Source organism: Micromonospora desertarenae (assembly GCF_056150265.1).
On sequence record NZ_JAXCFQ010000005.1, the window covers coordinates 270743 to 284651 of the forward strand.

Here is a 13909-nt window from a genome sequence, read left to right on the forward strand (position 1 = left end):
TCTCTGCGGGGACGGGGCGAGAGAGCGCTCTCTCAGGAGTTGTACGGGCATCGGACGAAGTTGTCAACGTCGATCGATGTCGGCCCCGGCCGGCGCCGGCCGGCGCCGCCGCAGCACCGCCTGCTCCAGCGCCGACCAGGCGGTGGTGGTGACCAGGTAGATCACTGCGGCCAGCGGCAGCACCAGCGCCACCAGCACCGTCGCGTACGGCAGCAGCGGCAGCAGCCGGGCCAGGGTCGCCGCGCCCGGCCCCGCCGCCGGGGCGCCGGCCACCGTCCCGGTCTCGGCGGCCGTGCGCCGGATCCGGCGCGACATCCACCAGGCCAGCACCACCAGCAGCGCCAGCAGGACGGCGAACAGCGGCCCGGCCGCGCCGGCCAGCCCGTCGGTCAGGTGGTGCCCCAGCCGCACCCCGGCGAGCCGCTCGTCGAGCAGCCCGGTGCCGCCCTCGGTGGTGGTGAAGAGCCGGTACATCACCAGCAGGAACGGCGCCTGGAGCAACGCCGGCAGGCAGCCGGTGACCGGGCTGGCGCCGGCCGAGCGGTAGAGCCCGAACAGTTCGGACTGCAACCGGGCCGGATCGTCGGCGTACCGTCGCTGAAGGTCGCGGACCTGGGGAGTGAGCGCCGCGCGGCGCCGCTCGCCGCGGACCTGCGCGACGGTGAGCGGTGAGATCAGCAGCCGGACGGCGACGGTGAGCAGGACGATGGCGGCCGCGGTGGCCGCGCCGCCGGCCAGCGGTTCGAGCAGGCCGGCGAGCCAGGACAGGGCAGCGCCGGCGGCGCCGACGGCATCGTGCAGCGGTGCGAAGGCGAGCATGGTGGGACCCCTCGGTCGATTCCGGGTGGGCACCCGCCGGACTGGTCCGGGTCGGGCGCGGATGACTGCGGAATCGGCCGCGCGGCGGGCGGCTACGCGGCCGAGGGGCACACCCCGGGCGCCCGCGGCCGGGGCCGGCCGGGCGCGTCGGGGTCGACCTGGCGGGGCACCCGGCGACGCCGGGCCCGGGCGCGCAGCGCTGTCGCCCGCCCGAAGGCCGCCGGTGCGCCGGCGCCGGCAACGGCGTGCACGGCGAGCAGCGCGGTCAGCAGCACCAGCGCGGCGCCGGCGAGCAGCTCGGCCGGGCGGTCCGCGAGCAGGGTCAGCTCGGCGAGGGCGTACGCCCACGTCCCCAGCACCAATCCGAACGCTCCCGGCACGGGCTCAGCCTAGGACCCGTTGTCACCCCGCCGCCGGCCATCGCGGCGCGCTCTCCCGCGGGTGGCCGCGACACGCCGCCGACGCGCCCGGGGCGGCGTTTCCGGCCGTGACCACGGTGGGTAACCACTGCCGGCACGGCGGCCGGACGGCCGTCGACGGTGCGGAAACGGATGGTGGTCACGATGAGCGGCCAGGTGGCGACGGCCCCGGGCGCGGCGGCGGAGGGAACCGACCTGCTGACGGTGGGCGTCGAGGAGGAGTTCCTGCTCGTCGACCCGCACACCGGGACCGCGGTGCCCGCCGTCGACCTGGTCCTCGACCAGGTGCCGGCGGAGCTGCGCGGGCAGGTGGAGCGGGAGTTCCAGACCAGCCAGATCGAGATCGGCAGCCCGCCCGGGCTGGAGCTGAGCTCGATCCGGCACTCGCTGAGCCTGCTGCGCGCCGCGCTCGCCGACGCGGCGGAGCGGGCCGGCGTACGCCTGCTCGCGATCGGCACCGGGCCGGTCGACGGGCCGGTGCCGCCGGTGGTCGACAAGCCCCGGTTCGACCGGATGATCGAACGGTTCCGGCTGCTGGTCCCGGGCCCCGGCAACAACGGCATGCACGTGCACGTGGGGGTGCCCGACGCGGAGACCGGCGTGCAGGTGCTCAACCATGTCCGGCCCTGGCTGCCCACGCTGCAGGCGGTGACCGCCAACTCCCCGTTCGCCCGCGGCGAGGACACCGGGTACGCGAGCTGGCGTTCGGTGGAGTGGGAGCGCTGGCCGTCGGTCGCGCCCACCCCCTACCTGGAGTCCCACGAGCACTACCAGCGGCTGATCCGCCAACTGATCGCCAGCGGGGTGATGCTCGACGAGGGGATGCTCTACTGGTACGCCCGGCTCTCCGCGAAGTACCCCACGGTGGAGATCCGGATCGGTGACGTCTGCCCGTCGGTGGACGACGCGGTGCTGGTCGCGGCGCTGGTCCGGGCCCTGGTGGCGACCGCGATGGAGGACATCGCGGCCGGCCGCCCGGCCATCCGCGCCGATCACCACCTGCTGGTCGGCGCGCACTGGCGGGCCGCCCACGACGGGCTGGAGGGCGACGGGGTGGACCTGACCGACGGCGAGCTGCGCCCGGCCTGGCAGTTGCTGGACGACCTCGTGGCGCGGGTCCGACCGGCCCTGGAGCGGCACGGCGACCTGGCCGAGGTGACCGACCTGCTGGGCACGCTGCGCCGGCACGGCAGCGGCGCCGCCCGGCAACGGGCCGTCTTCGCCCGCACCGGCCAACTGGCCGACGTGGTGGCGGACGTCGCGCGGCAAACCCGTGGCTGAACGGTTCGTGACAGGATGAGGCGCGTGGCGCAACGGCTCGTGGTGATCGGGGCGGACGCCGCCGGCATGGCGGCGGCGTCCCAGGCCCGGCGCCGCCGCAAACGCGACGACCTGGAGATCGTGGCCTTCGAGCGGGGCCACTTCACCTCGTACTCGGCGTGCGGCATCCCGTACTGGGTCAGCGGCGTGGTGCCGGAACGGGACCAGTTGATCGCCCGCTCGCCGGAGACGTTCCGCGAGTCGTACGACATCGACGTGCGGCTCCGGCACGAGGTGACCGCCATCGACCTGGACCGCCGCGAGGTGGTCGCCCGCGACCTGGAGCGCGGCGGTGAGCACCGCACCGGGTTCGACATCCTGATGTACGCCACCGGCGCGGAGCCGGTACGGCCGGACTGGGCCCGCGGTGACGTCGGCGGGGTGTTCGGCATGCAGACCCTCGACGACGGGGCGGCGCTGCTGGAGTGGCTGGACGCCGACCCGGCGCCGCGCCGCGCGGTGGTGGTCGGCGGCGGCTACATCGGGGTGGAGATGGCCGAGGCGCTGATCCAGCGCGGGCTCTCGGTCACCCTGGTCGAGCGGGACGAGCAGCCGATGTCCACCGTCGACCCCGACATGGCCGAACTCGTCGTCGACGCGATGCGCGCGCTGGGCATGCAGATCCGTACCGGGCTGTCGGTGAGCGGGCTGGAGCAGCGGGACGGCCGGGTGTCCGCGGTGGTCACCGAGGAGGGGCCGATCCCCGCCGACGTCGTGGTCCTCGGTCTCGGCGTACGCCCCAACGTGGCGCTGGCCCGGGCCGCCGGCCTGCCGCTGGGCCCCAGCGGCGGGGTGCGGGTGGACCGCCGGATGCGGGTGCCCGGGGTGCCGGGCGTCTGGGCGGCCGGCGACTGCGTGGAGACGCTGCACCGGGTCAGCGGGATGCCGGTGCACGTGCCGCTGGGCACCTACGCCAACAAGCAGGGCCGGGTCGCCGGGATCAACATCGGTGGCGGCTACGCCACCTTCGCCGGGGTGATCGGCACCGCGGTGACCAAGGTCTGCGACCTGGAGGTGGGCCGCACCGGCCTGCGCGAGCGGGACGCCGTCGCCGCCGGCTTCGAGTTCGTCTCGGTGATCGCCCAGTCGACCAACCGCGCGGGCTACTACCCGGGCGCCCGGCCGATGACGGTCAAGCTGATCGCCGAGAAGCCCAGCGGCCGGTTGCTCGGCGCGCAGATCGTCGGCTGGTCCGAGGCGGCCAAGCGGATCGACACCCTCGCCGTGGCGCTCTGGAACAAGATGACGGTGGACGACATGACGGCGCTGGACCTGGGCTACGCGCCCCCGTTCGCGCCGGTCTGGGACCCGGTGCTGATCGCGGCCCGCAAGGCCGTGGACGCCCTGGTCGGCTCCGGCCGCTGAACCGGGGCCGTCGCCGGCCTGCACCGGCGCTGTCGGCTTTGGGTGCACCTGTTGTCGTTGGCGCGACAACAGGTGCACCCACACGCCGGTGCAATGAGCCGGTGCGAATACCGGGGGACGACGCGTCGGCGTTGCGGTGGCTGCTGTTCGAGCAGTCGGGGATGCTCACCTGGGCACAGGCCACCGCCGAGCTGAGCCCGGCGAGGGTGCGTCATCTGGTGGCCACCGGGCGCTGGCAGCGGATCTGCCGGGGCGTGCTGTGCGCCGTACCCACCGATGCCGGATTCAGCCGGGACCAGCAGTGGTGGGTTGCGGTGCTCGCGGCGGGTCCGGGCGCCGTGCTCGCCGGCCTGGCCGCCGCGACCGCCGCCGGCCTGCGCGGCACCTGGCGTCACGACGTGGTCGACGTGCTGGTCCCCCACCAGCGACGGGCGTCGGAGCTGCCCCGCCGGCTGCCGCCGGGCCTGCCGGCGGTACGGGTCCGGCGGGTCCGGCACCTGTCCGACGAGGACCGTCAATGGGGCCGACCCGACCGTACCGGCCTGGCCCGGTCGCTGGTGGACGCGGCACAGTGGGCCCGCTCGGACGAGCTGGCGCAGCAGATCCTGGCCGCCGGATGTCAGCAGCGCCGCGTCACGCCGGCCGAGATCGGCGCGGTGCTGGAGCGGTTGCCCCGGATCCGCCGTCGGCGACTCATCGCCGCGACCGTACGGGACGTCGCCGGCGGGGCCGAGGCGCTCTCCGAGATCGATTTCGTCCGGCTCTGCCGGCGGCACCGGCTGCCGCCTCCGGAGACGCAGGTGCGCCGCCGCGACGCCGACGGACGGGTGCGCTACCTCGACGCGTACTGGCGGCGGTGGCGGCTGCACGTCGAGGTCGACGGGGCACACCACATGGACGTCCGGCACTGGGCGGCGGACCTGCGGCGGCAGAACAAGGTGAGGATCGAGGGCGACCGGATCCTCCGGTTCACCGCCTTCGACGTCCGGCACCGCCCGGACGAGGTGGCGGCACAACTCCGCGCCGCCCTGTCGGCAGCCGGCTGGATCCCCTGACCGCCGGTCCGCACGTTTGGGTGCATCTGTGGTCGCTCCAGCGACAACAGATGCACCCAGTCCTTCTCGTCACGCCGCTCCCGCTACCACAGCCGGCCGCCGAGGTACGGCGGCCGGAACCAGTTGTCCGGTCCGGGCGGTCCCGGCCAGGATGACCCGGTGGACGGGGCGCTGCGGATACCGGACGGGTTGGACTGGGTGCGCGGCACCCCGGCCGGACGGCGGTGGCTGTCGACCCTGCCCGAGCTGCTGGCCGCCTGCGTAAAGCGGTGGTCGCTGCGGGTCGGCCCGCCCTTCCCGTACGCGTTCGCCTCGCTGGCCCTGCCGGCCGAGCTGCCCGACGGCACACCGGCGGTGCTCAAGCTGCAGTACCCGGACCCGGACAGCGTGCACGAGGCGACCGCGCTCGACCGGTGGGCGGGCGACGGGGCGGTCCGGCTGCTCGGGCACGACCCGGCCCGGCGGGCGCTGCTGGTGGAGCGCTGCGTACCCGGCACGCCGCTGCACGCCGTGCCGCCCGAGCAGGCGCTCGACGTGGTGGTCGGGATGCTGCCCCGGCTCTGGCGCCCCGCCGGGGCGCCGTTCACCCCGCTGGCCGAGGAGGCGGCCGGCTGGGCGGAACGGCTGCCCGTGAAGTGGGCGCGCACCGGCCGCCCGTACGAGCGGCGACTGCTCGACGCGGCGCTCGGGCTGCTGGCCGAGCTGGTCCCGAGCCAGGGCGAGCAGGTGCTGGTCAACCAGGACCTGCATGCCGGCAACGTGCTCCGGGCGACCCGGGAACCGTGGCTGGTCATCGACCCGAAGCCGCTGGCCGGCGAGCGGGAGTTCGGGGTCGCGCCGATGGTCCGGGGCGGCGAGCTGGGCCACTCCCCCGCCGCCGTCCGCCACCGCCTCGACCGGCTCAGCGCGGAGCTGGGTCTGGACCGGGACCGGGTACGCGGCTGGACCATCGGGCAGACGCTCGCCTGGAGCATCGGCGAGGACCAGGTCTTCCCCCGCCAGGTCGAGGTGGTCCGCTGGCTGCTCGACGGCGACTGACCAGCCGGGGCGGGTCAGGCGGGTTGGCAGGTGGCGCACCAGTAGAGGTTGCGACCGGCCAGCGCGCCGCGGCTCACCGTCGTGCCGCAGACGTGGCAGGGCGCGCCGGGGCGGCGGTAGACGTACACCTCGCCGCCGTGCCGGTCCACCCGGGCCGGCCGCCCCATCACCTCGGGCAGGTGGGCGTCCCGGACGGTGTCGATCCGGCCGCTCAGCACGGCGCGGCGCATCAGCGCCACCAGGTCCGCCCAGAGCCGCTCCCAGCCGGCCCGGGTCAGCTCCCGGCCGGCCATGGTCGGCGACAGTCCGGCCCGGAACAGCGCCTCGGTGACGAAGATCAGCCCGGTGCCGGCCACCACCGACTGGTCGAGCAGCAGCGCCGCCAGCGGCGTCGGGCTGCGCGAGATCCGGGCGTACGCCCGCTCCGGGTCGGCGTCGGCGCGCAGCGGATCCGGGCCGAGCCGGTCGCGCAGCGCCGCCACCTCGGGCGGGGTGAGCAGCTCGCAGGCGGTGGGGCCGCGCAGGTCGAGCCAGTGCCGGTCGCTGGTCAGCCGCAGCCGCACCTGGCCGACCGGCTCCGGCGGCTCCCCCGAGCCGTCGGCGAACTTCCCGTACAGCCCGAGGTGCACGTGCAGGGTCAGCCCGCCGGCGTGGTGGTGCAGCAGGTGCTTGCCGTACGCCTCGGTGGCCTCCAGCACGGTGCCGGTGAGCCGGGCGGCGCCCTCGGCGAACCGGCCCTGCGGGCTGGTGGCGTGCACCTTGTCGCCGGCGAACAGGTCGGCGTGGCGGGCCGCCAGGCGGTGGATGGTGTGTCCCTCTGGCACGACCACCAACCCTAGCCCCGGCCGGCGAGCGAACCGGTGGGGGCGGGCCCGAACCGGCTGACCAGCGCTCGGTGTCGGAAAACGGCCAGCTGGGTATCCCGGAGGGATACCGCGTGGATGCCGTCCGTCACCTCGGCGACCACGCATTCACCAGGAGGTGTGTTGTGGTCAAGATTCCTTCGCTGTCGCGCCGGTCGGAGGCGCCGCAGCGGGACGAGAACCTGGACGACCGGGATACCGCCGCTGCCGGCGACCGGCCGTCGAACTCCGCGGGCCGGCTCGACGGCGCCGACGGATCGAACCGGTCGGCGGTGAGCGACCGGGACGGGGCGACGACCTACCGCGGCGGTGCGGCCACCGGCACGGTCGACGACCGGGACGCGGACGCCGAGCGCCGGGCCACGGAGCGGGCCGCCGTCGCCCGGGCCGCCACCGGGCGACCGACCGACGAGGACACCCGGCGGCCGGCCGACCCGAACCTGGAGCGCACCGTCGACCGGGACCGGGACCGGGACGGCACGGCGGTGCGGCCCGCCGGGGTCGACCGGGACGGCGACGGGGTGCCCGACCGGGCGGAGCGTCCGGTGGTCGCCGGCCCGAAGCCGCGGGCCAGCCTGCTCGCCACGCTCGGCCTGATCGTCGGCGTGGCCGGGGCGCTCTTCGTGCTCACCGGCACCCTCGCCGGGTACGGCATCGGGCTCGGCGCGGTCGGCGCGGTGCTCGCCGTGCTGGGTCTGGTCGCCACCCGCCGCCGGCACATCGCCGGCAAGACCGACGCGCTGTTCGGCGTCGCCTTCGGGCTCGGCGCGGTGGTCCTCGGCGTGCTGGCGATGACCGGCCAGTTCGACTGGCCGACCACCGACGGGGACTGGGTGCAGCGGTTCCGGGAGTGGCTTGACTCACAGTTTGTGGATCGCTTCTAGCGGGCACTGTCCGGCTCGCCGGCGGTGCGCCGGCCGACTCACCGGTGGTTCACCGGTGGCAGCCCGACCAGCCTGGTGGTTCACCAGCCGGGCACCCTCTTTCGGGGGCGGCGGTCTCGCCGCCCCCGAAGCGTTTCCAGGACCCGTCCCGTGGGGGCGCCGTCCCGCTCCGGCAGGCGTGAACGCAACGATCTGCCGTCGAACAGGGGTCAGACGCAACGAACAACCGGGCTGTGCAAGCCTCGACGGTGGATCCTTCCGGGCGGCGCCGCATAACGTTGAGCAACGGCGCCAGCCCGTGGGCCGAAGGTGGCCGGGCGCGCCCGACCCCTGGGAGCAGGACAATGACGATGGACGCCACCAGCCAGCGCTTCCTGATGTGCCGGCCGACGTACTTCGCCGTGGACTACGCGATCAATCCGTGGATGGACCCCACCGCGCCGGTCGACGCCGACCGGGCGATCCGGCAGTGGGAGGCGCTCCGGCAGGTCTACCGCGACCTGGGCCACACCGTCGAGGAGATCGCTCCGCTGCCCGGCCTGCCCGACATGGTCTTCGCCGCCAACGGCGGCACGGTGATCGACGGCAAGGCGATGGCCGTGCAGTTCCGCGACCCGCAGCGCGCCGACGAGGCCCCCGCCTACCGCGCCTGGTTCGAGGCCGCCGGCTTCGAGATGTACGACCCGAAGCACGTCAACGAGGGCGAGGGCGACATCCTGCTCGCCGGTGACCTGCTGCTGGCCGGCACCGGGTTCCGCACCGCGCACGCCTCGCACGCCCAGTTGCAGGAGGTCTTCGGCTACCCGGTGATCACCATGCAGCTGGTCGACCCGCGCTTCTACCACCTGGACACCGCGCTGACCGTGCTCGACGAGCGGACCGTGGCGTACCTGCCGGAGGCGTTCTCGCCCGGCAGCCAGGCCGTGTTGCGCCGGCTCTTCCCGGACGCGGTGCACGCCACCATGGCCGACGCCGAGGTGCTGGGGCTCAACGCGGTCAGCGACGGGCGGCACGTGGTGCTGCCCGCCCAGGCCACCGACCTGGCCGCGAAGCTGCGCGACCGGGGCTACGAGACCATCGGTGTCGACCTGTCCGAGCTGCGCAAGGCCGGCGGTGGACCGAAGTGCTGCACGTTGCGACTCCGTCAGGGAAAGGCAAGCAAGTGATCGTCGACGACATGCTGCGGACGCCGGGAGCGGTCCGGGACGCGGAACGCTGGACCGCGCACAACTACCACCCGCTGCCGGTGGTGATCTCCTCGGCCGAGGGCGCCTGGCTGACCGACGTGGACGGCCGCCGCTACCTCGACTTCCTGGCCGGCTACTCGGCGCTGAACTTCGGCCACCGGCACCCCAAGCTGATCGAGGCGGCGCACGCCCAGCTCGACCGGCTCACCCTCACCAGCCGGGCGTTCATCCACGACCAGTTCGCCGACTTCTGCCGGGAACTGGCCGAGCTCTGCGGCAAGGACCTGGTCCTGCCGATGAACACCGGGGCCGAGGCGGTGGAGACCGGCATCAAGGTCGCCCGCAAGTGGGGCTACCAGGTCAAGGGCGTGCCGGCCGGGCAGGCCAACATTGTGGTCGCCGAGGGCAACTTCCACGGCCGGACCACCACCATCGTCAGCTTCTCCACCGACGAGGACGCCCGCGCCGACTTCGGGCCGTACACCCCGGGCTTCACCGTCGTGCCGTACGGCGACCTGGCGGCGCTGACCGCGGCGATCGACGAGAACACCGTGGCGGTGCTGCTCGAGCCGATCCAGGGCGAGCAGGGCGTCGTGGTGCCGCCGGAGGGCTACCTGACCGGCGTCCGCCGGGTCTGCACCGAGCGCAACGTGCTCTTCATCGCCGACGAGATCCAGTCCGGCCTGGGCCGGACCGGCAGTACCTTCGCCTGCGACCACGAGGGCGTCACGCCGGACATGTACCTGCTCGGCAAGGCGCTCGGCGGCGGGATCGTGCCGGTCTCCGCGGTGGCCGCGGACGCCGACGTGCTCGGCGTGCTCAAGCCGGGTCAGCACGGCTCCACCTTCGGCGGCAACCCGCTGGCCTGCGCGGTGGCCACCGAGGTGGTCCGGCTGCTGGCCACCGGCGAGTTCCAGCTCCGCTCGGCGGAGCTGGGCGAGCGGCTGCACGCCGGCCTGCGCGGGCTGATCGGTAAGGGCCTGGTCGCCGTCCGGGGCCGGGGCCTGTGGGCCGGGCTCGACATCGACCCGGCGCTGATGACCGGCCGGCAGGCGTGCGAGCGGCTGGCCGAGCGCGGCGTCCTGGCCAAGGACACCCACGGTTCCACCATCCGGCTCGCCCCGCCGCTGGTGGTCACCGAGGAGGAGATCGACCACGCGATCGCCCAGCTCGCCGCCGTCCTGGCCGGCTGAGTTCACGTACGACAGCGGCGGGCGTCGGGACCACGGTCCCGGCGCCCGCCGTCGTCACGGCGCCCCCGCGACCGCCCGGCGCGGCGGCCCGGCGGTCAGGCGCGCGGCAGGCGCATCGCCATGGTCGGCGCCTCGGCCATCACCGAGGTCGGGGTGTACGGGGCGCCGGCCGGCAGCTCGCCGGGCCGGCCCACCTGGACCCCCGGGTAGAGCTCGACCATGTCGCCGGCGTCGAGCACCCGGGACTGCTGGGGGGAGAGCGCGATCCGCTCCGACTCGGCCATCGAGCCGCCCGGCCGGATGCCGGAGCCGTTGGTGCTCACGTCGGTCACGATCACCTCGCCGACCCGTAGCTCGAACCGCACGTGGCTGCGGCTGATCCAGCGCCGCGCCTCGTCGTTGAGCCACTGACCCAGGGTGATCCCGTCGCTCTGCTCGGGCGCGCGGCCCACCACCACCGGCTGCTCCTCGCTGAGCACGAAACGACGCCGGATCAGCCCGCCGATGCGGACCGCGAGCACCTCGGTACGCGGCCGCGGGCCGGCGTCGCCGAGCCGGGCGCCGTGCCGGGGGCAGGTCGGCGCCCCGCCGCGCAGCGAGGGTGGCGGCTGGCCGGCCGGGCTGCGGTCCACCCGGGCCAGGTCGGCGAAGGCGCCACCGCCCCCACCGCCGCCGAAGAGCGCGCAGCCCGGCTCCGGGCAGCGCCACTGGCGGGCGAGCAGCTTGACGCCGACCGGCGACCGCTCGCCGGCCACCGGGGTGTCCCCCTTGCCGACGTGGGCCACGAAGGCCGGCCCGCCGGGACCGGGCACCGGGGCGAGCACCCGGCCCGGCTGCTCGGCCAGCCACGGGTACCGCCCGCGCAGGCCGTCGGCCCGGGCCCGGGTCAGCACCGGCAGGCCGAGCAGGTCGGCCACCTCGAACATCCGGTCGCCCGGATTGTCCAGCACCTCGACCAGCCCGTCGTCGGCCCAGCGGCGGACCACCATCCGCTCGTTGGAGGTGAGGTCGGCGTCGGAGAGTAGCGCCCGGTGCACGATCGCGTAGACCGGCACGCTGTCCTCCTCCAGTTGCCGGGCCAGCGCGTCGATGACCATGCCGAGGCGCAGCAGGCTGGCCGGCCGCCCGCCGTCGAGGTCCTGGTAGCGGATCACCTCGGCGAGGTCGACGACCGCGCGGGCCAACGACGGGTCGGTGCAGACCCGGCCCTCGATGGCGTCCAGCACCTTGCTGATCTCGAATCTCATCGGGCGCTCCGTACGATCTCGTCGATCCGCCGGGCCAGCTCAAGGTCACGCACCGTCACGCCGCCGGCGGAGTGGGTCACGCAGCGGAAGGTGAGGGTCCGCCAGCGGATGTCGATGTCGGGGTGGTGGTCGAGTTCCTCGGCCGTCGCCGCGACCCGGTCCACCACCGCGATGGCGTCCGGGAAGCTGGCCAGCTCCACGGTGCGGGTGATGCCGGCGGGGTCTCCCGACCAGTCCACCAGCGCACCCAGCTCGTCTCGCACCGCCTCCGCGGTGAGCACGTCTGCCATGGGGTGACCCTACCGGGGCAGATCGGGACGACGCCGACCAGCGGGGCGGGGTGTGGCCGGCTCCGCGCGACCGGGCCGCCACCCGGGCGGGTGCGGCGGGGATGGCGACGCGCCCCGCGGGGGTGGGGCGGGTATCGACGCCGGGCTGTGGAGGGCACGGGTTAGGCTGACCAACGGCCCGGCCAGGGGATCGACAGTCGTCATCACCCCGGCCCAACCAACACGAGGAGACATCCAGCATGAAGACTCGACGGCTGGCGACCACGGGGGTCGCGCTCGTCGCCACGCTCGGTCTCGCACTGACCGGCTGCGGCAACAAGACGGGCGAGGACACACCGGCCGGCAACGGCGCCACCGCGGCGCCGGCGAGCAGCGCCCCGGCCGACGCGCTGGGCGAGCTGAGCGCCGCCGCGCAGAAGCTGAACGAGCAGAGCGTCCGGATGAACCTGAAGTCGTCCGTGATGAACGGTGGCGGCGTCCTGGACCCGTCCACCAAGACCGGTGACATGACGCTGAACATGGGCACGGCGGGCAAGTTCCGGGTCGTGATGGTCGGCGACGACGCGTACCTGAAGGTCAGCGGCATGGCCGGGCTGCCGAACAAGTGGCTGCACATGGACGCCACCAAGCTCGGCGAGAGCGGCCAGCTCAACCTGATGCCGGAGGGCGACCCGGGCGGCGCCAAGAAGCTGATCGACGCGGTCGCCCAGGTCGAGGAGACCAGCGAGGGCAACTACGCCGGCACGCTCGACTACACCCGCACGATGGCCAAGGACAAGGACATCGCGGCGCTGGGCGAGAAGGCCAAGGCCGTGCCGTTCACCGCCAAGGTGGACGACCAGGGCCGGCTCACCGAGATCGCCATCGACGTCAGCGTGCTGCACGAGTCGCTGGGCACGATGACCACCACCTACTCGGACTTCGGCACCCCGGTGAGCGTCCGCAAGCCGGCGGCGAGCGAGACCCAGGAGGCTCCGGAGGAGCTGATCAAGGCGTTCGGCGCCTGATCCGACCCCGCACGCACGGGGGCGACGCCGCTCGGCGTCGCCCCCGTCCGCGTCTCAGCCGCGTAGCGGCCGGCCCACCTCGTGCAGGTGCGCGAGCGCCTGCCGGTACGACTCGACCAGCCCGGTCTCCGCGTACGCGATGCCCCGCTCGGCGCAGTACGCGCGCACGATCGGCACCGCCCGGCGCAGGTTCGCCCGGGGCATGTTCGGGAACAGGTGGTGCTCGATCTGGTAGTTGAGCCCGCCCAGCGCGAGGTCGACGAACCGGCCGCCCCGGACGTTGCGCGAGGTGAGCACCTGCTTGCGCAGGAAGTCGAGCCGGTCCGCCGCGGTCGGCATCGGCATGCCCTTGTGGTTCGGCGCGAACGAGCAGCCCATGTAGAGACCCCACAGTCCCTGGTGGACGGCGACGAAGAGCAGCGCCTTCGCCGGCGACATGGCCAGCAGCAGCACGCCGAGGTAGCCGGCGGTGTGCGCGGCGAGCAGCAGCGCCTCGATCCCCCGGTGCCGCATCGGGGTCCGGTACCGGCCGTCCGGTTCCCGTCCCACGATCGCCCGGACGCTCGCCACGTGCAGGTTCAGCCCCTCCAGCAGCAGCATCGGGAAGAACAGCCAGGCTTGCCGGCGGGCCAGCCACCGGGCGAAACCGCGCGTCGCGACGGCCTGCTCGTACGTCCAGACCAGCGCGCCCGCCCCGACGTCCGGGTCCTCGTCCTCGTGGTTCGGGTTGGCGTGGTGCCGGTTGTGCTTGTCGACCCACCAGCCGTAGCTGAGCCCCACCGCCAGGTTGCCGGCGAGCAGGCCGATCAGCTCGCTCGGTCCGCGCCGGCGGAACATCTGCCGGTGGCCGGCGTCGTGGCCGAGGAACGCCACCTGGGTGGTGGCCACCGCCAGCCCGGCGGCCACCAGCAACTGGGCCCAGCTGTCCCCCACCAGCACCACCGCCGCCCAGCCGGCCAGGAAAGCGCCCAGGGTGAGCCCGATCCGCACCGCGTACCAGCCCGGCCGCCGCTCCAGCAGCCCGGCCCCGCTGATCCGTCGAGACAACTCCGCGTAGTCACTGCCCCGCCGTACCGGCGGATCCGCCACCGCTCCGAGCATCGTCTCCCGCTCCCGTCCCTCGGTTCGGGCCGCGCCGAGCGGAACGACCCCCACCACCGAGTCTCCGCAGAACGGTTGCGCTGAGTAACCCTGAAAACCCCCCGATCGGAGGTAGGGGAAG

Annotated in this window: 14 protein-coding genes; 8 read left to right on the forward strand and 6 right to left on the reverse strand. The window is 74.4% G+C overall.

Going from position 1 to position 13909, the window contains the following annotated elements:
* Positions 1-63: 63 nt before the first annotated feature.
* Together SM577_RS12855 and SM577_RS12860 are read right to left on the reverse strand one after the other, a co-directional pair.
* Complete coding sequence (locus tag SM577_RS12855; RefSeq protein ID WP_474586965.1) at positions 64-819, reverse strand: YidC/Oxa1 family membrane protein insertase; 756 nt, start codon at positions 817-819, stop codon at positions 64-66.
* A gap of 92 nt (positions 820-911) precedes the next feature.
* Positions 912-1199: a DUF6412 domain-containing protein gene (locus SM577_RS12860; protein ID WP_302919265.1), complete on the reverse strand. Its 288-nt coding sequence runs from the start codon at positions 1197-1199 to the stop codon at positions 912-914.
* 183 nt (positions 1200-1382) lie between these two features.
* Between SM577_RS12860 and SM577_RS12865 the strand changes: the two genes are divergently transcribed.
* The 4 genes from SM577_RS12865 to SM577_RS12880 all read left to right on the forward strand — a co-directional run bounded on the left by SM577_RS12865 (position 1383) and on the right by SM577_RS12880 (position 6016).
* A complete protein-coding gene (locus SM577_RS12865; protein ID WP_474586966.1) occupies positions 1383-2519 on the forward strand; it encodes a carboxylate-amine ligase in 1137 nt (378 codons plus the stop codon).
* 24 nt (positions 2520-2543) lie between these two features.
* Entirely contained in the window at positions 2544-3923 is a 1380-nt protein-coding gene (locus SM577_RS12870) for an FAD-dependent oxidoreductase (protein ID WP_302919267.1), read from the forward strand.
* 101 nt (positions 3924-4024) lie between these two features.
* The gene (locus SM577_RS12875) at positions 4025-4978 is read left to right on the forward strand and encodes an endonuclease domain-containing protein (protein WP_474586967.1); all 954 of its coding nucleotides are present in this window, start codon (positions 4025-4027) and stop codon (positions 4976-4978) included.
* Between the two features lie 159 nt (positions 4979-5137).
* On the forward strand, positions 5138-6016 hold the full coding sequence (locus SM577_RS12880) for an aminoglycoside phosphotransferase family protein (protein WP_474586968.1): 879 nt from the start codon (positions 5138-5140) through the stop codon (positions 6014-6016).
* Positions 6017-6030: 14 nt separating this feature from the next.
* On the opposite strand, the gene SM577_RS12885 is transcribed toward SM577_RS12880, so the two are convergent.
* Entirely contained in the window at positions 6031-6840 is an 810-nt protein-coding gene (locus tag SM577_RS12885) for an Fpg/Nei family DNA glycosylase (RefSeq protein WP_474586969.1), read from the reverse strand.
* A gap of 164 nt (positions 6841-7004) precedes the next feature.
* On the opposite strand from SM577_RS12885, the gene SM577_RS12890 reads away from it, so the two are divergent.
* The 3 genes from SM577_RS12890 to rocD all read left to right on the forward strand — a co-directional run bounded on the left by SM577_RS12890 (position 7005) and on the right by rocD (position 10143).
* The gene (locus SM577_RS12890; protein WP_474586970.1) at positions 7005-7763 is read left to right on the forward strand and encodes a thrombospondin; all 759 of its coding nucleotides are present in this window, start codon (positions 7005-7007) and stop codon (positions 7761-7763) included.
* Between the two features lie 350 nt (positions 7764-8113).
* Positions 8114-8929 (forward strand): dimethylargininase, encoded by an 816-nt coding sequence (ddaH, locus tag SM577_RS12895; RefSeq protein WP_474587068.1) that lies wholly within the window; start codon positions 8114-8116, stop codon positions 8927-8929.
* Entirely contained in the window at positions 8929-10143 is a 1215-nt protein-coding gene (gene rocD, locus SM577_RS12900) for an ornithine--oxo-acid transaminase (RefSeq protein ID WP_302919674.1), read from the forward strand. Before ddaH ends, rocD begins: the two co-directional genes overlap by 1 nt.
* Before the next feature lie 95 nt (positions 10144-10238).
* Here the strand turns inward: rocD and SM577_RS12905 are convergent, their stop codons facing one another.
* Both SM577_RS12905 and SM577_RS12910 read right to left on the reverse strand, forming a co-directional pair.
* Positions 10239-11390, reverse strand: coding sequence for an FHA domain-containing protein (locus SM577_RS12905; RefSeq protein ID WP_302919272.1), 1152 nt, complete (start codon positions 11388-11390; stop codon positions 10239-10241).
* Positions 11387-11680, reverse strand: a complete 294-nt coding sequence (locus SM577_RS12910) for a 4a-hydroxytetrahydrobiopterin dehydratase (RefSeq protein ID WP_474579574.1) — start codon at positions 11678-11680, stop codon at positions 11387-11389. The genes SM577_RS12905 and SM577_RS12910 overlap by 4 nt, the downstream gene beginning before the upstream one ends.
* Positions 11681-11919: 239 nt before the next feature.
* Between SM577_RS12910 and SM577_RS12915 the strand changes: the two genes are divergently transcribed.
* Positions 11920-12687 (forward strand): hypothetical protein, encoded by a 768-nt coding sequence (locus SM577_RS12915; RefSeq protein WP_302919274.1) that lies wholly within the window; start codon positions 11920-11922, stop codon positions 12685-12687.
* Positions 12688-12741: 54 nt separating this feature from the next.
* On the opposite strand, the gene SM577_RS12920 is transcribed toward SM577_RS12915, so the two are convergent.
* A complete protein-coding gene (locus SM577_RS12920) occupies positions 12742-13788 on the reverse strand; it encodes a fatty acid desaturase family protein (protein ID WP_302919675.1) in 1047 nt (348 codons plus the stop codon).
* Positions 13789-13909: the final 121 nt, after the last annotated feature.

What these genes read in the sequence shown, in the direction of transcription:
- SM577_RS12855 (WP_474586965.1), bottom strand. Translation starts at nt 819, where the DNA reads ATGCTCGCCTTCGCACCGCTGCACGATGCCGTCGGCGCCGCCGGCGCT.
- ddaH (WP_474587068.1), top strand. Translation starts at nt 8,114, where the DNA reads ATGGACGCCACCAGCCAGCGCTTCCTGATGTGCCGGCCGACGTACTTC.
- SM577_RS12905 (WP_302919272.1), bottom strand. Translation starts at nt 11,390, where the DNA reads ATGAGATTCGAGATCAGCAAGGTGCTGGACGCCATCGAGGGCCGGGTC.
- SM577_RS12910 (WP_474579574.1), bottom strand. Translation starts at nt 11,680, where the DNA reads ATGGCAGACGTGCTCACCGCGGAGGCGGTGCGAGACGAGCTGGGTGCG.
- SM577_RS12865 (WP_474586966.1), top strand. Translation starts at nt 1,383, where the DNA reads ATGAGCGGCCAGGTGGCGACGGCCCCGGGCGCGGCGGCGGAGGGAACC.
- SM577_RS12915 (WP_302919274.1), top strand. Translation starts at nt 11,920, where the DNA reads ATGAAGACTCGACGGCTGGCGACCACGGGGGTCGCGCTCGTCGCCACG.
- SM577_RS12920 (WP_302919675.1), bottom strand. Translation starts at nt 13,788, where the DNA reads ATGCTCGGAGCGGTGGCGGATCCGCCGGTACGGCGGGGCAGTGACTAC.